General features: G+C 39.8%; 20 protein-coding genes, 2 tRNA genes and 1 pseudogene. 9 read left to right on the top strand and 14 right to left on the bottom strand.

The window, feature by feature from the left end; translation table 11 throughout:
* Nucleotides 1-108 precede the first annotated feature (108 nt).
* Both AC0N32_RS02315 and AC0N32_RS02320 read right to left on the bottom strand, forming a co-directional pair.
* Nucleotides 109-1,464 carry a M56 family metallopeptidase gene (locus AC0N32_RS02315; protein WP_476392263.1) on the bottom strand — a complete coding sequence of 452 codons (1,356 nt, stop codon included), beginning with the start codon at nt 1,462-1,464 and terminating at the stop codon, nt 109-111.
* Nucleotides 1,461-1,835 carry a BlaI/MecI/CopY family transcriptional regulator gene (locus AC0N32_RS02320; RefSeq protein ID WP_476392264.1) on the bottom strand — a complete coding sequence of 125 codons (375 nt, stop codon included), beginning with the start codon at nt 1,833-1,835 and terminating at the stop codon, nt 1,461-1,463. Before AC0N32_RS02320 ends, AC0N32_RS02315 begins: the two co-directional genes overlap by 4 nt.
* Before the next feature lie 108 nt (nt 1,836-1,943).
* On the opposite strand from AC0N32_RS02320, the gene AC0N32_RS02325 reads away from it, so the two are divergent.
* Nucleotides 1,944-3,164, top strand: coding sequence for a PQQ-dependent sugar dehydrogenase (locus AC0N32_RS02325; protein WP_476392265.1), 1,221 nt, complete (start codon nt 1,944-1,946; stop codon nt 3,162-3,164).
* 65 nt (nt 3,165-3,229) lie between these two features.
* On the opposite strand, the gene AC0N32_RS02330 is transcribed toward AC0N32_RS02325, so the two are convergent.
* The 3 genes from AC0N32_RS02330 to AC0N32_RS02340 all read right to left on the bottom strand — a co-directional run bounded on the left by AC0N32_RS02330 (nt 3,230) and on the right by AC0N32_RS02340 (nt 5,902).
* Nucleotides 3,230-4,606, bottom strand: a complete 1,377-nt coding sequence (locus AC0N32_RS02330; RefSeq protein ID WP_476392266.1) for a tryptophanase — start codon at nt 4,604-4,606, stop codon at nt 3,230-3,232.
* An 83-nt stretch (nt 4,607-4,689) separates the two neighbouring features.
* Complete coding sequence (locus AC0N32_RS02335) at nt 4,690-5,307, bottom strand: DUF502 domain-containing protein (protein WP_476392661.1); 618 nt, start codon at nt 5,305-5,307, stop codon at nt 4,690-4,692.
* Between the two features lie 13 nt (nt 5,308-5,320).
* Nucleotides 5,321-5,902: a MiaE family protein gene (locus tag AC0N32_RS02340; RefSeq protein WP_476392267.1), complete on the bottom strand. Its 582-nt coding sequence runs from the start codon at nt 5,900-5,902 to the stop codon at nt 5,321-5,323.
* A gap of 158 nt (nt 5,903-6,060) precedes the next feature.
* Between AC0N32_RS02340 and AC0N32_RS02345 the strand changes: the two genes are divergently transcribed.
* On the top strand, nt 6,061-6,294 hold the full coding sequence (locus AC0N32_RS02345; RefSeq protein ID WP_476392268.1) for a hypothetical protein: 234 nt from the start codon (nt 6,061-6,063) through the stop codon (nt 6,292-6,294).
* A 17-nt stretch (nt 6,295-6,311) separates the two neighbouring features.
* Here AC0N32_RS02345 and AC0N32_RS02350 read toward each other — a convergent pair whose 3' ends face one another.
* Both AC0N32_RS02350 and AC0N32_RS02355 read right to left on the bottom strand, forming a co-directional pair.
* Nucleotides 6,312-7,403 (bottom strand): acyltransferase family protein, encoded by a 1,092-nt coding sequence (locus AC0N32_RS02350; RefSeq protein ID WP_476392269.1) that lies wholly within the window; start codon nt 7,401-7,403, stop codon nt 6,312-6,314.
* A gap of 107 nt (nt 7,404-7,510) precedes the next feature.
* Nucleotides 7,511-8,398, bottom strand: a complete 888-nt coding sequence (locus AC0N32_RS02355) for a metalloprotease (protein ID WP_476392270.1) — start codon at nt 8,396-8,398, stop codon at nt 7,511-7,513.
* 182 nt (nt 8,399-8,580) lie between these two features.
* On the opposite strand from AC0N32_RS02355, the pseudogene rplU reads away from it, so the two are divergent.
* The 4 genes and pseudogenes from rplU to AC0N32_RS02375 all read left to right on the top strand — a co-directional run.
* Nucleotides 8,581-8,943 (top strand): annotated as a pseudogene (gene rplU, locus AC0N32_RS02360) (50S ribosomal protein L21); the annotation flags it as partial.
* Between the two features lie 55 nt (nt 8,944-8,998).
* Nucleotides 8,999-9,256, top strand: a complete 258-nt coding sequence (gene rpmA, locus AC0N32_RS02365; protein WP_089857756.1) for a 50S ribosomal protein L27 — start codon at nt 8,999-9,001, stop codon at nt 9,254-9,256.
* Between the two features lie 194 nt (nt 9,257-9,450).
* Nucleotides 9,451-9,612, top strand: a complete 162-nt coding sequence (locus tag AC0N32_RS02370) for a bacteriocin-like protein (RefSeq protein ID WP_476392271.1) — start codon at nt 9,451-9,453, stop codon at nt 9,610-9,612.
* A gap of 45 nt (nt 9,613-9,657) precedes the next feature.
* Nucleotides 9,658-9,843: a hypothetical protein gene (locus AC0N32_RS02375; RefSeq protein ID WP_476392272.1), complete on the top strand. Its 186-nt coding sequence runs from the start codon at nt 9,658-9,660 to the stop codon at nt 9,841-9,843.
* Nucleotides 9,844-9,878: 35 nt separating this feature from the next.
* Here the strand turns inward: AC0N32_RS02375 and AC0N32_RS02380 are convergent, their stop codons facing one another.
* The 5 genes from AC0N32_RS02380 to AC0N32_RS02400 form a co-directional block, all read right to left on the bottom strand.
* Nucleotides 9,879-12,407, bottom strand: coding sequence for a DUF5686 family protein (locus AC0N32_RS02380; RefSeq protein WP_476392273.1), 2,529 nt, complete (start codon nt 12,405-12,407; stop codon nt 9,879-9,881).
* Nucleotides 12,408-12,633: 226 nt separating this feature from the next.
* Nucleotides 12,634-12,707: transfer RNA gene (locus tag AC0N32_RS02385), tRNA-Asn, on the bottom strand.
* A gap of 206 nt (nt 12,708-12,913) precedes the next feature.
* Nucleotides 12,914-12,987 (bottom strand) — tRNA-Asn (locus tag AC0N32_RS02390).
* Between the two features lie 78 nt (nt 12,988-13,065).
* The gene (gene rseP / locus AC0N32_RS02395; RefSeq protein ID WP_476392274.1) at nt 13,066-14,415 is read right to left on the bottom strand and encodes an RIP metalloprotease RseP; all 1,350 of its coding nucleotides are present in this window, start codon (nt 14,413-14,415) and stop codon (nt 13,066-13,068) included.
* A gap of 104 nt (nt 14,416-14,519) precedes the next feature.
* Nucleotides 14,520-14,960, bottom strand: coding sequence for a DUF6646 family protein (locus tag AC0N32_RS02400; RefSeq protein WP_476392275.1), 441 nt, complete (start codon nt 14,958-14,960; stop codon nt 14,520-14,522).
* Nucleotides 14,961-15,061: 101 nt separating this feature from the next.
* Here AC0N32_RS02400 and AC0N32_RS02405 point away from each other — a divergent pair, with 101 nt between their 5' ends.
* Entirely contained in the window at nt 15,062-15,814 is a 753-nt protein-coding gene (locus AC0N32_RS02405; protein WP_476392276.1) for a nitrilase family protein, read from the top strand.
* Nucleotides 15,815-15,873: 59 nt separating this feature from the next.
* Here AC0N32_RS02405 and AC0N32_RS02410 read toward each other — a convergent pair whose 3' ends face one another.
* On the bottom strand, nt 15,874-16,173 hold the full coding sequence (locus AC0N32_RS02410; RefSeq protein ID WP_476392277.1) for a thioredoxin family protein: 300 nt from the start codon (nt 16,171-16,173) through the stop codon (nt 15,874-15,876).
* 13 nt (nt 16,174-16,186) lie between these two features.
* Complete coding sequence (locus tag AC0N32_RS02415) at nt 16,187-17,596, bottom strand: MBL fold metallo-hydrolase (protein ID WP_476392278.1); 1,410 nt, start codon at nt 17,594-17,596, stop codon at nt 16,187-16,189.
* A 244-nt stretch (nt 17,597-17,840) separates the two neighbouring features.
* Here AC0N32_RS02415 and AC0N32_RS02420 point away from each other — a divergent pair, with 244 nt between their 5' ends.
* Together AC0N32_RS02420 and AC0N32_RS02425 are read left to right on the top strand one after the other, a co-directional pair.
* Nucleotides 17,841-19,367: a helicase HerA-like domain-containing protein gene (locus tag AC0N32_RS02420; protein WP_476392279.1), complete on the top strand. Its 1,527-nt coding sequence runs from the start codon at nt 17,841-17,843 to the stop codon at nt 19,365-19,367.
* Between the two features lie 202 nt (nt 19,368-19,569).
* On the top strand, nt 19,570-20,793 hold the full coding sequence (locus AC0N32_RS02425; protein WP_476392280.1) for a 3'-5' exonuclease: 1,224 nt from the start codon (nt 19,570-19,572) through the stop codon (nt 20,791-20,793).
* Nucleotides 20,794-20,807: the final 14 nt, after the last annotated feature.

Raw genomic sequence — 20,807 nt, forward strand, 5'->3', positions numbered from 1 at the left:
GAAATATTTGACACTGAAATGGTTTAGACCCCTCAGCAGAAATTATAGCCATAGAAGAATTCTAAAGTATTTACAATAAAAAAAACACCCGCGAGGGGTGTTTAATTATTATTGAAAAGACATTGTCAGCGGCATTTTCATGTGGTATCGGACGGGCTGCCCATCTTTTTCTGCGGGCTTCCAGACAATATTTTCATTGGCTTTCTTAAATGCGGAAACAGCTTCAGTCGTGAAAACTTCATCATTGCCGTTAGCGGTAACGTCGATGACCTTTCCGTTTTCATCAACGGTATAGTTGATTTCAGTTCTCACTATCTTTTGATCTTTTACAGATTTCAGTTTAGATCCGTCAAATAAATTAACTACTTTATTTCTAAGCTCGTTCACACCTCCCGGATATTCTGCGACAGTCGTTGTTTGAGAGTCGGTATCGGTTTTATTTTCGGGCCTGATCGTATCTTTCTCTACGGAAGTATTTACAGGAATATCTGCTTTTTCTTTGAATGTTGAAGCCTCTTTAGCAGGAGAGTCATTTTGTTTTTCCACAGGATTTTTCAGTTTGCTTTCAGAAAGTTTTAGTGGCATTTTACCAGTTGTACGGGTTTGATCCTCTTTGTTACCGGCGTATGTTTTTTGTACAAATAATCCGAAAGCAAGAAGCAAAACAGGAATGCTGATTACTTTTTTGAGGTTTGTCATTTTAGACTTTTTGGTGTTCATCATAATAAATCGTTTTTTGGTGTTATTAAAATTGAATGTATGGATAAGGCTATAGTTTTTAGTTGAAATAATTTCGTCAAGAATAAGATGCTGATACTCTTTTACGTTAAAATTTTTCTTCAATACGGCTTCATCTGCCAGAAATTCATGGTTGTTAACGATGGCTTTTTTGTATAAATAAAGCGAAGGGTTAAACCATGTGAAAACTTTCACAACTTCAATAAATAAAAGATCAATGCTGTGTTTTTGGTCGATATGGCTTTTTTCGTGAAGGAAGATCCGGGGATCGATTTGGTTGTTGATCAGGCAGTTTTTTCCGAGGTAAATGGTTTTCCAGAAGCTGAAAGCAGGAATATTCTCGTTTGTCAGTACTACTTTATTATTTTCATACCATATTTTCTGACCTTTTATATTTTTAATTTTTATGATGGAATAAACTGTTTTTATGGTTAAAACCATGGTGACGATTCCATACAATATCCAAACAAGTTTGGTCCAGTTAAATTGCTCCTGATGCGGAGTAAGATCTAAAACTTTTGTTGTTGCCTCAAGGGTTGTCTGCAATCTGCCGGCCGGCTTCACATCTTCTTTTGTGACAGAGATAAAAGGGACAGTGTAAGAGAAAATGACTGAAAAAATTAAATAAAACCTGTTAAACCGGTACATTTTTTCTTTCTCCAGGAATACAAAATACAGAGCGATCAGTAATGAAGAACAAAATATTATTTTTAAAATGAAGATCATTTTTCGCTGATTTGTTGGTCAATCATTTCCCGGAGTTCTTTCAGTTCTTTTTGAGACAGTTTTGCATTTGAAGTAAAAAATGAGGCAAACTGAGTCACAGAGTTATTAAAAAAACGGTCAATCATAGAAGACATTTCTTCCTTGAAATATTCCCCTTTGGCGATCTTCGGAAAGTATTCGCGGGAATTTCCATACACTGTATAGCCAACAAAGTTCTTATTCTGCATTCTCTTGAGAAGCGTGGCAATCGTGGTCGTTGCAGGTTTTGGCTCGGGAAAAGATTCCAGGATATCTTTCATAAAGGCTTTTTCCTTCTCCCAAAGTATTTCCATGACATCTTTTTCAGAATCGGTCAGTTTTGTTTCTTTCATATTCTACGGCTTGATACTTGTTTCTACAAATGTAGAATAAAAATTTGAATTTGCAAATTTTATGGCATTATTTTTCCATTCATCAGCGAAATCATTTACTATAATAATATGAAAATCAATAAATTTTACATTTCAGTGGTTGGCTTATTTCTGATTTTTACATCGTGTAAAGAAAGTAAAGTCAATGCACAGCAAGTCGGAAATGACGGCAGCGTTGAGACAAAAGCTCCCAACTCCCCGGAATATAAGCCTGCTTTTGCAGGGCAGACGAGAATTAAGGCCGTGAAAACTTCAACACCTTATGCATTTGAAATGATGAGCAGCGATCTGGGCAAACCTTGGGGAATGATCAACCTGCCTGACGGAAGATTTCTGATTACCGATAAAAGAGGGTACATGAATGTGGTTTCTACAGACGGAAAGCAGATCTCAAAAATTGAAGGTTTTCCAAAAGTTGATGACAGAGGCCAGGGCGGTATGCTTGATGTAGCGCTGGATCCTGATTTCGCAACGAACAGTATCATTTATTTCAGTTTTTCAGAACCTTATGAAAAAGGAAATCATACGGCTGTTGCCAAAGGTAAGCTGTCTCAGGATTTAAAAAATATTTCAGACGTAAAAGTTATTTTCCGGGCAACTCCCACGTACAATGGTGACAAACATTACGGCAGCAGGCTTGCTTTTGATAAAGACGGCAATTTATTTGTAAGCACCGGAGAAAGATCGGATAAGAAAACAAGAGTCTATGCCCAGAGAACCGATAATTATTTAGGTAAAATCTTAAAAATCACCAAAGACGGTAAACCGGCACCCGGAAACCCGTTCATCGGTAAAGCAGGATTTAAGCCTGAAATTTATGCTTATGGTATCCGAAACCCGCAGGGAATGGCGATCGATCCGAATGGCAACCTTTGGGATGTGGAAATGGGCCCTAGAGGCGGAGATGAAATCAATTTAATTAAAGCCGGAAAGAATTATGGCTGGGGCGATGTTACCTATGGAATTGAATATTCAGGAGAAAAAATAAATAACGGCACAACGCAGAAAGCAGGAACAGAACAGCCTGTGTACTATTGGGATCCTGTGATTTCCCCGAGCGGCGTTGCCTTCTACACCGGAAATATCGATGAATGGAAAGGAAATCTGATGATAGGCTGCCTTAGCGGTGAACACATCAACCGTATTGTGATGAAAGATAATAAGGTCGTGGGCGAAGAAAGGCTTCTGGCTGAAGAGAATGAAAGATTCCGCGATGTGCTGAACGGCAGCGACGGAAATTTGTATGCGGTTACGGACAGCGGAAAACTGTATAAAATTTATAAAAAATAATCTTACGTAGTCTTTTATATAATGAATCGGCCTCGAACAAAGTTTGAGGCCGATTCGCTTTATTTTTAAGCTTCTTCCAACTGAACGGTGAAGTGTCTCAACAATTCGGGTTCCCAGGTGATCTTATAGCCTTTTGCAATTTCATCACGTCTTTCATAAACATTTTTGATCGCAGCAGCAATATAATCCATGTGGTTATTGGTGTAGGTTCTTCTCGGGATGGCAAGACGTACCAGTTCGAGCTTCGGATAGCGGTTTTGTCTCGTCTCAGGGTCTCTGTCGGCCAGTAACGTTCCGATTTCCACGGTTCTGATACCTGCTTCTTTGTAAATTTCAAGTCCTAAAGTCTGTGCAGGATATTCCGAGCGGTCAACTTTCGGCAGGAAGTTCAGGGAATCAATGAAAACAGCGTGTCCGCCAATGGGTTTCTGAACGGGGATCCCGTATTCGATGAGTTTGTTTCCAAGATATTCAACCTGTGAGATTCTGCTTTCGAGATAGGCAAATTCTGTGGCTTCGTCAAGACCTACCGCCAAAGCGGCCATATCTCTTCCGGCCATTCCGCCATAGGTAATGAATCCTTCGTAAATAATGGTGAAGTTGGATGCTTTTCTGAATACTTCTTCACTGTTTAAAGCAATAAATCCTCCGATATTTACCAGTCCGTCCTTCTTAGAGCTCATGGTCATCCCGTCTCCGTAAGAGAAAATTTCTTTACAGATTTCTTTGATGGTTCTGTCTGCCTGCCCGGCTTCTCTTTTTTTAATGAAATAGGCATTTTCTGCAAACCTTGCGGAATCGAAAAATACAGGAACTCCATATTTATCGGAAAGCTCTTTTACGGCTTTCATGTTTTCCAGGGATACAGGCTGACCTCCGGAAGAATTACAGGTGATCGTAATCAGGCAGAATGGTATTTTCTCCTGGGGATGGCTTTTATAAACTTCCTCAAGCTTTTCAAGGTTAATATTTCCTTTGAAAGGATGAAGATCATTGATGTCAAAAGCTTCGTCGATCGTACAGTCGATTGCGTGAGCTTTTCTGAACTCGATATGTCCTTTCGTGGTGTCGAAATGAGAGTTTCCGGGAATTACGTCACCTTCTTTCACCAAAACGGAAAAAAGTACATTTTCTGCGGCTCTTCCCTGGTGAGTAGGCAAAAGGTATTTAAAGCCCGTAATATTCTGTACGGTCTGGTGAAGCTGTTCAAAAGATCTTGATCCGGCGTAGCTTTCATCACCCGTCATCAGGGCGCCCCACTGTCTGTCGGACATCGCTCCTGTCCCGGAATCGGTAAGAAGGTCGATGAAAACCTGTGAAGATTTTAGGTTGAATAAATTATAGTTTGCTTCTTTAAGCCATTGCTCTCTTTCTTCTCTTGTCGACTGACGGATTTCCTCAATCATTTTAATGCGGAAAGGCTCCGCGTACGGTAAATTCATGATAGTATGTATTAGATTGTTTTGTCAAGAAAAATTTTATTTGAAATAAATTCAAATTCATCAAAAGATATTTAAAAACCTAACTATTCAGGTGCTTTAAATATATTGTCATCCGAGTGGAATCCTGCCACGCCGCCACTCACTGCAAATTTCATTGCAGAAGCTGCTGTCATGCCCACTACCGGTTTGATGTTTTTTTCTTCCGTAACAATTACCCATCCTGAAATAGCATAAGAATGAGGCAGATACACGGCCACGTAATTGTGTTTTTCCACGTCGGCCATTTCTTTTTGGGTTAAAAATCCGATTCTCCATATTTCAGGATTTTCGTTGGTTTTTACCCATACGGGATCATTGAATTTTTTCTTATCTCCCACAAATGAAGACATCACGTCTTTGGTGGGCGTATAGATATGTTTTACTCCAGGTGTTTTTTCAAGAAGACGGTCCATCGCATCGAAAAAGAATCTTCCGACCACAAATTTATTACCGAGATATCCCAGAATGGCTGTAAACAGAATTGTTGAAATAAAAACCAGCCCGGGAATCTCTTTTGCCACCGAAGGAATAATATTATCGATGGAGCTCACGACGTACCAGATCACGAACATGGTAAGGCCGATGGGCCCGATAATGACAAGTCCCTGAAAGAAGTTTTTCAGGAAAAAATTGGCCATATTTTCAAACGTCAGCTTTTTCAACTTAAAATCTAGTTTATCCGTGGATGGTTTCTCCTTTTCCGTAAGACTGGATAACTTTGGCTTCATATTCCAGCCATTCTTCCCAGCGTTTATTTACTTTCTCCTCTTCTCCCAGTTGTCTTGCAAAACCGATGAACGTTGTGTAATGATTAGCTTCGGAAATCATTAATTCTCTGTAGAAAGTTTTAAGTTCTTCATCCTTTATATTTTCGGTAAGCACTTTAAAGCGCTCACAGCTCCTGGCTTCGATCATGGCGGCAAAAAGCATTTTGTCAACAATCAAATCATCTCTGTTGCCTCCTTTCTGGATGAAGTTGACCAGTTCGTTTACATAATCGTCTTTTCGGGTCCGCCCGAATGTGTAGCCTCTTTTTTTGATAATCTCATGAACCTGTCCGAAATGTTCAAGCTCTTCCTGTGCAATGGCAAGAAGTTCGGTTACGATTTCAGGATATTCAGGGAGCATGGTGATCAGTCCGATGGCATTGGTTGCCGCTTTCTGTTCACACCACGCATGATCCGTTAAAATTTCTTCGATGTTTCCTTCCGCAATATTTGCCCACCTGGGATCGGTAGGAAGTTTCAACTTAAACATGTTTCAAATTTTGTGTAAAATTAAAATATTTTGTGATATGTCAGAAGTTTTATTTTGCCTGAATATTTTCATTTAAATTCATCTTTTTTGTAAAATGTGTAAACTTCATGGTACTTTTTTTGTTATTGTTTTAAAACCAATTAAAAAATATAAACATTATGGAAACCATTACAGCTATTAAAAGTAAAATGAGTGCTATGCTTGCATTTGCATTTTCAGTATTCATGTCTTTTTATTCGTTTGCACAAGATACTGCCGGAGGAGTAGTAACTACAGAAAACAGTACGACTACCACAACAGAGTGGTACGCTAATCCCATGTACATTATCGGCGGCGCCGTTGTTCTCATCATCATTATAGCATTGATCGCAAGAAGCGGAAGAAGAGACTAACAAAACATAAAAAACTGCTACCTGGTAGCAGTTTTTTTTCTTAACATCTCAAGAACTTTCCAGCCCAAACCATCCACTTTCTTTAAGACCGCAGCAATTCCGAATGCGAGGACAATATTGATCAGATAAATCACGATCATCAGCACCCACCACGGCATATTTTCTTTTAGCGGAACCACCAGAAAATAAACAAGCGAAGAGCTTATTCCCTGCGCGAAATAGAAGAATATGGCATTCCTGCCAATATGTGTTACAAAACTCTCTGAAGAGATTTTTAATCTGTTATAAAATACAAACAGCGTTACCAGAGAGAATAATGCCCATATGATGTAAGGGATCTTCGGAGGAAATTTGTTCCTGTTGATCTTGTAAAATATTTCACTGCCATAATACCAGAACATCCATAGTAAAGCCGCTGCCACCAGGCCATAAAGCACCGGAATTATTTTAGCCGGTATTTTTTTATTCTTCATTCTGTTTCCAATGAGGAAAACGGCGAGGTAGAAGGCGACATATCCGACCTGTCCGTTGGGATATATTTCAGGGAATATATTAAAGATTAAGGTCAGAACAATGCACAGTGCAATAAACCAGTTTACATGCTTTGGAAAGAATCTCAGGATCAGAACGCCAAAGACGGTAAGAATAAAATATACTTTCAGGTACCAGAAGCTTCCCATGACTACCGGGAACGTGTCGGCGTTGGTGTATTGGTGAAGATACCAGTTGCCGAGATTTTCCCACTGCGGAACCACGGAAATATCGGTTATCGTATACTTTGAACCGAATGTGGAATAAAAACTTTTTAACCATTCTAAGGAAAAGAAGTTCAATCCAAAGACTTTAAAAAAATAATCCGTAAAAAACAGGAAGGTTACGAAAATCATATACGTGATCTGAAGCTTCAGCAACCGGTAAAATGTTTTTTCAAAATTTGAACCTGAAGTGATTCCGCTTAGGGCATAAAATAGTGCCACATCAAACACTAAGGAAAATACCCTCACTTCAGCCGGAATATAAAACTGCCCCGACCAGAATGCGGTGTGGATAAATATAATAGATAATGTTGCAAGCCCTTTTGCAAAATCAATGTAGAGATCTCTTTTCATTGTGTACGGATAATCCGTCAAAAATAAATAAACTTTATGAATATTTTCAGAAAGAAAAAGAGGCAGAAATAGTCCTGCCTCCACGAAAGATATATCGAAAATGAATGTTATTGTAAATTTTTAAATTCTTCTGCTGAAATCTCTCCGGTTTGGATTTTCTTAAGCTCATCAAGATATTGACTCATGTAGGCATCAAGCTCCGGATACTGGGAGTTTTTTGCGGTTTTATAAGTTCCGTTTAAAACACCCTGATAATAATAAAAGAAGTTGTAATCGAAAGCAGATGCGGTAAGATCATATTGTCCCAAAAGGAATCCGAGACGTACGGCAGACCTTCGTTGCGGGGGCGTTCCGTGGTGCCCCGGGCTGCTGGTCTGGTAATCTCCGATGCTCTGTGCAAACTCGTAGGCTGCGGCGATCTGTGCAAAGCTGGTCTGGTTGTAGCCGTTCGGTCTTCTTAGATAATACCCTGCAAAACCGTCTGCTTCCAGTTCATTAGGCCTTGCCGTCGATTCGCTCACGGAAGGAAGTCCGAATATATATTGCAGCTGGTGACCATATTCGTGAGCCAGGATCATGGCATTGACGATGTCTCCCCCTTTCGATTTTGCATCGTAATAGATAGCATATCCGTAATAAATTTTCCCTGTCGAATAGGAAATCGCATTATACGTAGAATTATAATTCGACGGATCATTGACAAATCTTAGTGTCGGATTGCTTCTTCCCCACATGCTGGCAATTTTTGTCATCTGGGAGTTCATAAAATTGGTGTCTGTGGAATTCTGTAATGATGTCAGTAAAACAGATGAAGAACTCCAGTACTGGTCTACGTAATAACAAACCTTTTCAAGATCGTTGGGCTGATCGATTTTCTGGCTTTGTGTCTGTTGTTCAGCGGCTACAGGAGTTTCCATAGAATCGTCATTACATGCAGATAAAAGTAGAGCGGCAAATGCTCCCGCAAGGATGCGGAAATTAAAGTTTCTTTTCATATAAAATATTTTTCGGTATAAACGAAGTTATTACTTTTAACGGAAAATGTTATCACTTTATTGTGATAAATTATTCGAAACATAGTTAAAATTTTATGTAAAAAAAGATTGGGTTGAATTTGAGAAGATTAGAAAATAATTCTTATATTTGCACCTCGAAATAACTAAAAATTTTATAAACAATGTTTGCAATTGTAGAAATAGCAGGGCTTCAATACAAAGTTGAGCAAGACCAGAAGTTGTTTGTAAACCGTTTGTCAGGAGACAAAGGAGGGAAAGTATCTTTTGATAAAGTACTTCTTACTGTAAACGGAGCAATCACTGTAGGCGCCCCAGCTGTAAGCGGAATCACTGTAGAAGCAGAGATCCTAGACCACGTAAAAGCTGATAAAGTAATCGTTTTCAAAAAGAAAAGAAGAAAAGGTTACAAAGTGAAAAACGGTCACAGACAATCATTAACTCAGATTCAGATCACTGGTATTACAGGATTTGAAGGAGCTAAGAAAGCAGAAAAACCTGCTAAGAAAACGACAAAAAAGGCTGATGCTGAAGCTGCTGAAAGCGCAGAATAATTGTAAAACCAAAAAACCTTAAAATAAAATGGCACATAAGAAAGGAGTTGGTAGTTCCAAAAACGGTAGAGAATCTCACTCTAAAAGATTAGGGGTAAAGATTTTCGGAGGTCAGGAAGCTATTGCTGGTAATATTATTGTTAGACAAAGAGGTACTCAACACCACCCGGGTGCAAACGTGGGAATCGGTAAGGATCACACTTTGTTCGCTTTAGTAGACGGTAAAGTAGTTTTCACTAAGAAAGCAAATAACAGATCTTTCGTATCTGTAGAAGCAAACGCATAATTTAAGCGTTTCATAAAATGACAAACCTCAGCAGCCGCTGAGGTTTTTTTTGTCTTTATCCGGAAAGTTTAATTTTTTTCAGCATCTTTTCATTTTACAGGGAAATATTTTTTATATTTGATAACCACGAAGTTACTAAAATTGCGAAAGCCGAAAAGCATATAGAGTAGGCAACAAATTAAACAAAATCCAATATGAAAAATCTAAGAAAATTAACAAAGAAGCAGCTTAAAACAATAGCTGGCGGAGAAGTTTGCCCGGGGCTTGCATCCTGGTGTTCACAATGGTGTACATGGACCGAATGGCAAAAAGCCCATTGTCTTAATGCTGTAATTGATGCTCCTTGCTCTTGCTAGGTTTCTCAATTTAATTTGAACTTAAATTAATTTTAAATCATTATCATGAACAATTTAAAGAAAATCAAAAGAGAAGATCTTAAAGAGGTTATGGGAGGTGCTGCTCCGGTAAAAGAATGTCTGCCATGCGATATCTATTGCAGTATACCTGAAGGCGAAAGACCACCTTGCAATATCGTTTACATTGTTGCGCATTGCAACGGTTGTAAAAATTACCCTTCAGAATCCTAATAAAACAATCTCCTTTACGAAGGAGATTTTACTTTTTAAAAGCCAACCTGGAATCCTGCTTTGATCCCGAATGTCGAAATATTGGGGCGGTCCAGATAATTCCCCCGCCAGTTGAAGTCTACCCTGAAAATCCTTAAATTTCCAAAACCGATATTTTCGATCCCGAATCCATATTCGTAATAAATGTGGTCGCTAGGGGCAGAGTATTTAAATCCTTCCACATTAATGGCCTTGGAAGCATTGCTCAATGTTCCGTAAGCCCCGCGGATGAAGGCAATTTCTCTCAATTTTAATTTCTTGATAAGTGGAATGAAAGAAAGTATTTTACCGTTAAAATGATGCTCCAGATGAAGCGTCGTATAGGTATCGGCAACAAATTCGTAATAATTCAGCTGGGCAAAGGTATTTTGGGCAAGACTGTACGACTGGTTTCCCGGAATTACGTTCTGTAAGGCCAGAGGCACCGTGTCAAAGTTTTTCCCTGCTTCAAAATTCACGAGCATTTTCCCCCAGCTTCCGATTAAAACAGGTTTATAAAATAGAAACTGCAGCTTATTGTAATTAAAATCTGATCCGAAAAGCCCTTTAACCCCTCTAGTATATTTCAAAACGATCGTCGGGGCCAATGTTCCGTGCTCATAGCGGTCGATTCCGGTTTGGGAGAACTTTGCGCCAGGTCTTGCAATTAAACTTAACGTGAAGTGTGAATCATTCGTTGTTTTTCTTAATGCGCCGTCTTTATAATACATTAAATTGAACCCATCAGGGTTGGCCGACTTGATGCTCTGCATCGTTCCATCCAGCCTGATCTGGAAGTTTTTCCAGGGTTCGATGGAGGTAAAGACATTGGTTTGATTAAGAGAACTTAGGGAAGCGTTTTCACCTCTTGCAAAAATGGTGGATGAGGCAAAGGTCCTGGCCATAATGCCGTCGTCATTGGTCAATTGTACCCCAAGCTGTAAAATGTCTCTCCTGGTTCCGGCACCCACGGTAAACCTGTTTACCCGGTTAAACATAAACCTTGCTTCAGCACCGTATTTTACCTGCTCATCCTTGAAGCCATAAGCCGTATAAAACTGTACCCTCCAAGGGTCGTTTCTTGTAAAATAAGTTCTTGCGCCTAATCTTATCCGATCCCCCTCTACCTCATTTTTACCATAAACAGAGAATATCGGACCGATATCGATGCCTAATTTTTTCACATTATAATAACCTGAACCCAGCGTTTCGTACAACTTAACGATTCTGTTGAACTTAGGTGTCTGCTGGAGTTTATCAAGCATTTCGTAGATTCCCTGTTCGCTTTTCGATAAAGAATCCGGTCTTGCTTTTACCCAGTATGCATCGTCTTTTTCGACAAAGCTGTCCTCGTATTCCGCTTCTGTCCGTTTGAAAACCTTGTCCTCAAGGGGTTTATTGAATTCGTAATCCGAATAATCGACAGAGCGCTTGGCAATGATGCTTTTGGCTGTTTTCTTTTTCGAGAAGGGAGTCATTTCAATTTCCGTAACGAACTTTCGGGGTAAAAAAGTATTCTCATCGGGATTATCGTATTCTAGTTCGGTAGAAATCCCGTTGATGAAATTGACATTGATTTTCTGGGTTGATTTTAAGGTTGCTCCCAGTACGGCATAGCTGTCCGTATCAATATAAAGATATCCCTGGAAGGCCAGAACCTCCGTTCTTTTAGGCTGGTATCTGATTTTAAAGGCTTTTTCCCCGCGAATCGATATGGTGTCAACCAGATTATAATCATACGTGCTAAAACCTGTTTCTCCGACAGGACTTGGAAAGCCGATATCAAAGTAGTTTAAAGTGTTGTCATAAATATTGATATCCCGGTAAAGATTCTTGGCCGTGAGCGTTACAATCTGGTTGTCCTGGAAGCCCGAAGTCTTTTGGGCAACCAGCAGTCTTTTGGTTCTTTTTGAAGGTTTATTTTCTCCGTAATTTTCGTAAACGGCTTCGTTGAGAAATACAGGAAGCCCGATTTTGCCGCTGGCGGTAGAGTCTTTATAGTCAAAGATAAATTCAAGCTTATTGAAGATCTTTTTCTTCATGAAAGCGCTGTCAAGATTATTGGCATCAAACTGGATCTTTTCATACTCCTTGTAAGTATAGGTGTCGAATTTATCCAGACCGTTATTTCTTTTTCTTGCCCATACTTTCTGCATGATCGCATAGGCGGGATTTTCTTTCTTGTTTTTGTATTTGGGCTTTTCGTTGTGGATCACAACCTCCTGGATATTGCTCACCTTTTCCTGGGAAAGCTTCACAAAAATGTTTGTTGCATTTTCCGGAGTTACTTCAACACTTTCCAGTGCATAATTTTTTCTTAAAAATTTTAATTTGTAAATAATGCTGTCGGACTGAACCATGAAATTCCCTGAAGTTGTGGTCAGGGCAGCTTTATCGCTATCGTTGATGAATATGTCAACACCTGTGAGTTCTTTATTGGTCTTAGCGTCTACGATCTTTCCGGATGCCGCATTTTGCGCGCATATAAAATTGGATATCAGGACAAAAATTAAAAGGGGATAATATCGTGGGTTGTTAATTAACATTTGTTGTTCTTCAAGCTATTGCATAAACAAAAAGTATGCAGATTTATTGTAAAAAGGATTCAATTATATTTAAATTTTCAAACATTTAAATCCAAAACTGCAAATGTAGTGAAATAACACGGTTGCCGGAAGGTGTGGTATGAATATTTTGTGAAGTTGTAAGGTGTCCGAAAGTAATGTCTCTGTCAGGCATAAAAAAAGACCTACATTGCTGTAAGTCTTTTCGCTCCTCCTGCTGGGCTCGAACCAGCGACCCTCTGATTAACAGTCAGATGCTCTAACCAACTGAGCTAAGGAGGAATTTCCTATTGTTTTAGTGGTGCAAATATAATATCATTTTCAATACCAAACAAATTTTTATTTTAGAAATAATGATAATTTTCCTTTGTTGAAGGGCTGTAAGAGGCTATTCAGTTATTTTTCAATTAATTAAAAAAAATAAACTTTCGTGAAAGATCGGCGTATTTTAAAATAAAAAAAGACCTACATTTCTGTAAGTCTTTTAGCTCCTCCTGCTGGGCTCGAACCAGCGACCCTCTGATTAACAGTCAGATGCTCTAACCAACTGAGCTAAGGAGGAATGTCCTTTGTTTTAAGTGGTGCAAATATAGGACGAATATTTATACCCTGCAAATATTTTTTTTAAAAATTTTAAATATTACAATTTCCCTGCAAAGATCTTGAAAATATCGCTTCCGAAGATAAGGATCATCAGTCCCAAAAGGAAGATTACGCCAATCATCTGCGCGTTTTCCAAAACTTTTTGCGGAACCGGTTTTCCAACGATAATTTCATACAAAGTGAAGATTACATGGCCACCGTCAAGTCCCGGAATTGGAATTAAATTTAAGAAGGCCAACCATACTGAGAACATTGCGGTAAAGCTCCAGAAGGCAACCCAGTTGATAGAAATGTTACCTTCTGAATCCTTGTCAACAGGCATGTTTTTTACGATAGCAATGGGTCCGCCCACGTTTTTGTAGCCCTGGATTTTGGAGTTAAACATGATTTTAAACTGTTTTACCTGCATGGTAAGCGCTTCAATGGACCTTTCAAAACCTCTCGGTATAGATTCTCCAAAAGAATATTTTTTATCGGTTACCACATTAGCCAAAGCCTTTTGGTCAATAGAAACTCCTAATTTCCCGTTTTTATCGACAGGTGCCGAAACAGTTTCCGGCTTGCCGTTTCTCATCACATCAATCGTTACGGTTTTTCCTTTGTTTTCCAGTAAACCGGCGCTTACTTCATCGAAGAACGGTGTCTGCTTCCCATTTACAGCAATTACCTGATCGCCTTTAGCTAAACCGGAAGCTTTCGCTGTAGGACTTGCCAATGAGTCGATAATCATAGGGAATCGTGGAGCAATGTACAGTTTTGCTTCTTTTTGCTTTAATACATCTGCTACTCCGTCTTTGTTGATGGGGAAAGTGACTTCCTTACCATTTCTAAGGACGGTGACATCATCACCTAAAAGAATATTGATCGATGCGTTTTCCAGTCTTTCAGCGGGCTTGCCATCGATGTTTACAATTTTATCTCCATTTTGGAAGCCCATTTTTTTGCCGGCATCGGTTACCCCGATCCCGTTGGTGAATTTATTAAGGTCTGCATACGTTTCTCCATTGAAAAAAGAAAGACAAGAGTAAATTAACCAGGCTAAGAAGAAATTTACCGTTACCCCTCCCAACATGATGATCAGCCTCTGCCAGGCCGGTTTAGCCCTGAATTCCCAAGGCTGTGCAGGCTGCTTCAGTTGCTCGGTATCCATGCTTTCGTCTACCATTCCGGCGATCTTTACATAACCTCCGAAAGGAAGCCACCCGATCCCGTATTCGGTTTCGCCTATTTTTTTCTTTACTAGAGAAAACCATGGATCGAAGAACAGATAGAATTTTTCAACTTTGGTTTTGAACCATTTTGCGGGTAAGAAGTGCCCAAGTTCATGAAGGATAACCAGGATAGAAATGCTCAATATAAATTGAAACAGTTTGATTGCTATTTCCATTAATGCTTTTGTATGTTAATTTGCAAAGGTAACAATTCTCAAAACTATGCCAAATAAAAAAGCCTCCCGAAACGAGAAGCTTTGTCATATAATATAATGATTTCTTACAGATTAATGGAAACGCCGAGACTGCCATTGTTGCCGACTTCCGCAAAAACGCCGATCCGTTCGGTGAAAAAGTATCTTGCTCCGATGTGGGCGCCCAGTCCGAAATCTCTTCCGACAACACCGATATCCATACCGGGATAGATGTCAAGTTTTTCAGGGAGCTGAAGCACTTCTTTTAAATGGAAATTGAGTCTTCCGAATACGAATATCCGGTTATCGTCATCATTGTTCTTGTAATTGCTGAAATAGGCATTGGCGCCTGCCCCTACCGAGATCAGGCTGTTGAGTCCATAGTCGTAAGTTCCGGTAATTCCGGTTCCGTATCCCCAGGCGCTCAGACCGGCATTGATTTTCTGGTCTCCTTTTCCCGTCCAGGCCTGCGCGTTGGCTGTTGCTCCTGCAAAAACAAGCATCAGCATAAAAACCAATTTCTTCATAAAGTACTCTTTTATGTTATTGTTAAAAAAAATATCTGCAACAAATATATAACCGAAATCATCTGAAAATCGTATTTTTAATGAAGTTTTTAACATAGATTATGAAAATCACAGGACTGAATTTAGATATTATCTGGAAAAATAAACAGGAGAATTTTCGGCAGATTAAAAAAGAACTGGAAAATCAGGAAGCAGATCTTTTTCTCCTGCCTGAAATGTTTTCAACAGGCTTTTGTATGGATGCTTCGGAAGTATCGGACAGGCATAATGAATCTCTGGAGTTTTTAAAACAAATGGCAAAAGAGAAAAATGCGGCGTTCTGCGGAAGTGCTCCCGTAGCGGAAGATGGAAGGTTTTACAACAGGATGTATTTTGTTCATCCCGATTTAACGGTTGATTTTTACGACAAAAGGCATTTGTTTTCCTTTTCCGGTGAGGATAAAGTTTACACGCCGGGAAAAAAAAGGGTAATTGTGAATTATAAAGGGTTCCGGATTCTGCTTCAGGTGTGTTATGACCTGCGTTTTCCTGTTTTTGCGAGAAATAACGATGATTATGATGTTATTTTGTATGTGGCCAACTGGCCTGAGAAAAGAGTGGATGCGTGGGAACATCTCCTGAAAGCCCGGGCCATTGAAAACCTGTCTTTTGTTTTTGGCCTCAACAGGATCGGGACCGATGGAAATAATCTTCTGTACCGGGAAAGTTCCCATTGTTTTTTTGCAGACGGCAAAGAAATTTCCCAAAAAGAAGGAAATATCATTACTGCAGAATTAAATGCGGAAGAATTAAAAGATTTCAGGAGCCATTTTCAGTTTTTGAATGACCGCGATTCTTTTTCAATTGAATTATAAAATTAAGGCTAAGGTTCAGGCTAATATTTTTTACCTCAACCTCAGCCTTAACCTTATTATTAAGCGTATTGTTGCAGAAGCTGTGTCAGGGTGTTTACGTCGTGTACGCCGCTTTCTTTCCACAGCATTTCTCCTTTTTTGAATATGGCTAATGTAGGCACGCCGCGCACACCGTACTGAGCAGCAAGCGCCGGATACTGGTCTACATCTACTTTGATGATTCTTGCGCCGTCACCCACGTTCTCTTTAACGGTATTCAGAACTGAGGACTGCACTTTGCAGGGCTGGCACCATGTAGCGAAAAAATCGATCAATACAGGTCTTTCCGAATCGATAATTTCCTGAAATTTTTGTGACATAGCTTTATTTTTTTTACATAGTTTTTGATTGGCAGACAAAATCTGAAGTAGGAAGCAGTCCTGTTTTTTTGATTCCGTTAAATCCTCCTTCGATTTCAGTGAAATTCCTGATTCCGTGTGAATTGAGGATGCTTGCGGCAATCATGCTTCTGTATCCGCCTGCACAGTGAATGAAAAAGTGCTCGGAATCATCAATAGTATTTACCCAGTCGCTGATGATGTCTAATGGTCTGTTGTAGGCGTTGTCAATATGTTCAGCCGAATATTCTGATATTTTACGGACATCGATCACTTTTGAATTTTCTGTGAACTGTTCTGCGAATTCTGCGGGGGATATTCTTTTGATTGCATCTGTCTCTTTTCCGCTGTTTTTCCATGCTTCGAAGCCTCCTTTCAGATAGCCCAGAACGTTGTCGAATCCCACGCGGCTTAACCTTGTGATCGCCTCTTCTTCGGTACCTTCATCAACAATAAGGAGTAATGGATGCTTTACGTCAACGATTAATGCGCCTACCCACGGAGCGAAATCTCCTTTTAAGCCGATATTTACCGAATTGGGAATAAATCCTTTGTAGAATTCTCCTGGACTTCTCGTGTCCAGGATCAAAGCGCCGGTTTCTTCTGCGTAAGCTTCAAAATCTTCAGCAGCGACGGCGGTAAGACCTTTATTCATCACGACATCCAGGCTTTCATAACCGCCTTTGTTCATGGCGACATTCATTCCGAAATATTTTGGAGGAGCTGTCAGTCCGTCAAGGACTTCTTTTACGAATGATTCTTTATCCGGCTGATTCAGGGCATAATTGGTTCTTTTCTGATTTCCCAGAATATCTACCGTTTCTTTCTGCATATTTTTTCCGCATGCGGAACCGGCTCCATGAGCAGGATAAACCGTAACGCTGTCGTCAAGCGGCATTATTTTAGTCTGCAGGCTTTCGTATAATATTCCGGCAAGATCTTCCTGGCTGAGATTGGTGGCTTTCTGTGCGAGATCCGGTCTCCCCACATCGCCCAAAAATAGAGTGTCACCGGTAAAAATAGCGGTTTCCATGCCGTTTTCGTCGATCAGAAGATACGTTGTGCTTTCCATCGTGTGCCCGGGTGTATGGAGTGCTTTTATTTTTACTTTACCAAGTTCAAAAATCTGATTGTCTTCTGCTATAATGGTGTCGAACTCAGGTTGTGCGGTCGGGCCATAAACGATAGGGGCTCCTGTTTTCTTACTAAGATCAAGGTGTCCTGATACAAAATCTGCGTGGAAATGCGTTTCAAAAATATATTTTAATGTTACATTGTCTTTTTCCAGGCGATCGAGATAAGGTTTCACTTCTCTTAAAGGATCGATGATGGCAGCTTCGTTTTCGGATACAATATAATATGCACCCTGAGCGAGACATCCTGTATATATTTGTTCGACTTTCATTATATGTTTCGTGACTTTTAATATTTTAAGATTACAAAAATCGGTTTTATTTTCTGAAAAAAAGCTAAAATAAAAAATAGGCAATAATAGAACGAATCTATAAAGTTTTATAAAAGCTTGGATGTTATTTTTGAGGTACTAAGTTAGGTATAATTGTTAATAGTTGTAGCTGAAATTATAATCATGGTAAAAGCGGAGGTTTATATGTTTGTAAAAAATTTTATATTTATATTAAAAAAATCAAATGGCAGATAAAATACAATTTATTAATGAGCTGAATTCCAGGTATACACCAAAAGGTGATCATATTATTCTCGGTAAGGCCATGTTAGACGGAGAAGTGGTTCCTGAAGTAAACGTTACCATTCCCCTGAAAACCATTAACCGCCACGGGCTTATTGCCGGTGCTACCGGAACGGGGAAAACCAAAACGCTTCAGGTGTTTGCCGAGCAGCTTTCACACGCCGGGATTCCGTCGCTGGTCCTCGATATTAAAGGTGATTTTTCCGGAATAGCTGAAGCGGGGAAAGAAAATCCTGCCATTCAGGAGCGGTATGCAAAAACGCAGCTGCCTTATAACCCGCAGTCTTTCCCGGTAGAGCTGATGACCATTTCGGGAGAGAGAGGTGTGAAATTAAGGGCGACGGTAACCGAATTCGGGCCGGTTTTGCTCAGCAAAATTTTACAGCTGAACGATACCCAGCAAAGCATCATGGCTATCGTTTTTAAATATTGTGATGACAAAGGTTTGCCATTGATCGATTTAAATGATCTTAAGAAAGTTCTCCAGTACGTCACGGAAAATCCTCAGGGAAAGGCAGAGCTTTCTGCGGATTACGGATCCATTGCTTCATCTTCGCTGGGAGCGATCCTGAGGTCTATCGTTGCCCTTGAGCAGCAGGGGGCATCAAAGTTTTTCGGTGAATTGAGCTTTGATGTTCACGATTTGTTACAGACAAGGGATGGAAAAGGCGTGGTGAATATTTTGAGAGTAGCTGATATCCAGAGCAAGCCGGAATTGTTTTCCACGTTTATGCTTTCCCTGTTTGCCGAAATTTATATGACGTTTCCCGAAGAGGGCGACAGCGGAAAACCCAAACTGGTTTTGTTTATCGATGAGGCACATTTGATTTTTGATGAATCTTCCAAAGCTTTGGTTTCTCAGATTGAAACGATGGTAAAGCTGATCCGCTCCAAAGGCGTCGGGATCTATTTCATTACCCAAATACCGGGAGATGTTCCGGAAGCTGTGCTTTCCCAATTGGGACTGAAGATTCAGCATGCGCTGAGAGGGTTTACGGCTAAGGATAAAAAAGAGATTTCCAAGGCGGTTGAAAATTATCCGACCACAGCATTTTATGAGGCCGCGACGCTGATTCAGAACCTGGGGATCGGTGAGGCTTTTGTGACCGCTCTGGATGAGAAGGGAATTCCCACTCCTTTGGTTCATACTTTTCTTATTTCCCCGGAATCGAGAATGGATGTGCTCAACGATGCCGAAATTTCGGAGCTGACTGGTAAATCTGCTTTAGTGGCTAAATATGAGAAGGTTATAGACAATGAATCTGCGTATGAAATTTTAGTGAAGAGAATGGAGCAAGCGGCAGGAGAGGCACCTTCAAATCAGAAAACAAAACAGGTAAAAGAAGAACCCGGAATGTTTGAGAAAGTATTGCAGAGTAAGGCCGGCCGTACCTTTACCAGTACGCTGATGAGAGAAGGCGCCAAAGCGATATTGGGAATGCTGGGGCTTGGCGGAAGAAAAAGATGATTCAATTTCCAATTTATCAGACATAAATATATTATAGACAGATTCAAACTGAATGTGTTAAGATTGATATAATTTTTCATAATTTAGCAGGATTGCTAAAGGTGAAATTAAGGGCATTACGGCATAGGTTGTGTTATCAGTTAAGACAGGCTGTGCGGGATTTAGTAAGGATTAATCAAAAAAGAAAGTTGTATAAAATTTAATGTATTCAATTATTGATATAGAAAGCAATGGTGCAGGTTACAGGAAAGAATGCATTATTGATATTGCTATTTACAGGTATGATGGGCAGCGAATTACCGACCAGTTCATTTCGCTTGTAAATCCGGAAAGCGATATCACGCCTTTTGTGCAGAAGCTGACAAACATTACCCCAAAAATGGTAAAAACGGCCCCGAAATTTCATGAAATAGCACGAAGAATTGTAGAGATTACGGCCAACACGACTTTGGTGGGACACAACATCGATTTTGATTACAGAATGCTACGCCAGTCTTTCCAGCGGTTAGGCTATGATTTTAAAATCAATACCTTAGATACGATTCCTCTTGCAAAAAAACTGATTCCGGACGAAGTAAGCTATTCTCTGGGGAAGCTGGTGAAATCTCTCGGAATCCCTCTTACCAATCATCACAGGGCTGACGGCGATGCACGCGCGACATTGGAATTATTCAAACTGTTAATCTCAAAAGATACTGAAAATGAGATTATTCAAAAGCAGCACGAAGAGTCCAATGCGAAAACATATATCAATAAGATTAAGCAGCTTACCCAGGATCTTCCAAATGAAAAAGGGTTTGTCTATTTTCAGGACGAAGAAGGAAAAATTATCTATTCGGAACATGTTCAGGATATTAATAAGTTCTCAAAAAAAGTTTTCAATTCCAAATCAAAAAAATGGGAAGTTATTCAGAATGGGGTTGAGCAGATTAATTATGAGCTCACCGGAACCGATCTTATTGCAAAGCTGATCCAGAATTCAAAAGGTATTAAAAAAAGGGAAATACTACCTTTCGGACTGTATTACCGGAACAATAGTTATCTGGTCGAAAAAAATAAGCTGAATAAAAACGAGAAACCGATCCTTAAATTCAGGTCTTTTACCCAAGGGGCAAAAGCTGTTCAGTTTATCGGAAAACTGGAAGAATATGCCGATGTCGAGTATTTTAAAAAGAAAATCGAACTGAAAAAGCGCAATGAGATTTGGCTGGGGCCCGGCAGAAGGCTTGGTGAAAAGCTCTTTCTGATCATCGACAACGGAAAGGTGCTTTCTTATGGTTTTTATGAACTTTTTACCCAGATCCAGACCATGAGCAAAATTTCAAAATTAAAGATTGATCTTCAGTACCAGTCGGGAGATTTGGTCAATGAACTTCAGCTGGCTATTCTTCGGGGCGATTTCGAAACTTTGCCGCTTCCTAAATAATCAACTCTACGGTA

It is taken from the genome of Chryseobacterium endophyticum (genome assembly GCF_056333165.1).

Coding starts and splice junctions, on each gene's coding strand:
- AC0N32_RS02340 (WP_476392267.1), bottom strand. CDS start 5,902: ATGTTTAAGTTGAAACTTCCTACCGATCCCAGGTGGGCAAATATTGCG.
- AC0N32_RS02380 (WP_476392273.1), bottom strand. CDS start 12,407: ATGTTAATTAACAACCCACGATATTATCCCCTTTTAATTTTTGTCCTG.
- AC0N32_RS02350 (WP_476392269.1), bottom strand. CDS start 7,403: ATGAAAAGAGATCTCTACATTGATTTTGCAAAAGGGCTTGCAACATTA.
- rseP (WP_476392274.1), bottom strand. CDS start 14,415: ATGGAAATAGCAATCAAACTGTTTCAATTTATATTGAGCATTTCTATC.
- AC0N32_RS02375 (WP_476392272.1), top strand. CDS start 9,658: ATGAACAATTTAAAGAAAATCAAAAGAGAAGATCTTAAAGAGGTTATG.
- AC0N32_RS02345 (WP_476392268.1), top strand. CDS start 6,061: ATGGAAACCATTACAGCTATTAAAAGTAAAATGAGTGCTATGCTTGCA.
- AC0N32_RS02355 (WP_476392270.1), bottom strand. CDS start 8,398: ATGAAAAGAAACTTTAATTTCCGCATCCTTGCGGGAGCATTTGCCGCT.
- AC0N32_RS02330 (WP_476392266.1), bottom strand. CDS start 4,606: ATGAATTTACCGTACGCGGAGCCTTTCCGCATTAAAATGATTGAGGAA.
- AC0N32_RS02320 (WP_476392264.1), bottom strand. CDS start 1,835: ATGAAAGAAACAAAACTGACCGATTCTGAAAAAGATGTCATGGAAATA.
- AC0N32_RS02405 (WP_476392276.1), top strand. CDS start 15,062: ATGAAAATCACAGGACTGAATTTAGATATTATCTGGAAAAATAAACAG.
- rpmA (WP_089857756.1), top strand. CDS start 8,999: ATGGCACATAAGAAAGGAGTTGGTAGTTCCAAAAACGGTAGAGAATCT.
- AC0N32_RS02315 (WP_476392263.1), bottom strand. CDS start 1,464: ATGATCTTCATTTTAAAAATAATATTTTGTTCTTCATTACTGATCGCT.
- AC0N32_RS02370 (WP_476392271.1), top strand. CDS start 9,451: ATGAAAAATCTAAGAAAATTAACAAAGAAGCAGCTTAAAACAATAGCT.
- AC0N32_RS02325 (WP_476392265.1), top strand. CDS start 1,944: ATGAAAATCAATAAATTTTACATTTCAGTGGTTGGCTTATTTCTGATT.
- AC0N32_RS02415 (WP_476392278.1), bottom strand. CDS start 17,596: ATGAAAGTCGAACAAATATATACAGGATGTCTCGCTCAGGGTGCATAT.
- AC0N32_RS02400 (WP_476392275.1), bottom strand. CDS start 14,960: ATGAAGAAATTGGTTTTTATGCTGATGCTTGTTTTTGCAGGAGCAACA.
- AC0N32_RS02425 (WP_476392280.1), top strand. CDS start 19,570: ATGTATTCAATTATTGATATAGAAAGCAATGGTGCAGGTTACAGGAAA.
- AC0N32_RS02410 (WP_476392277.1), bottom strand. CDS start 16,173: ATGTCACAAAAATTTCAGGAAATTATCGATTCGGAAAGACCTGTATTG.
- AC0N32_RS02420 (WP_476392279.1), top strand. CDS start 17,841: ATGGCAGATAAAATACAATTTATTAATGAGCTGAATTCCAGGTATACA.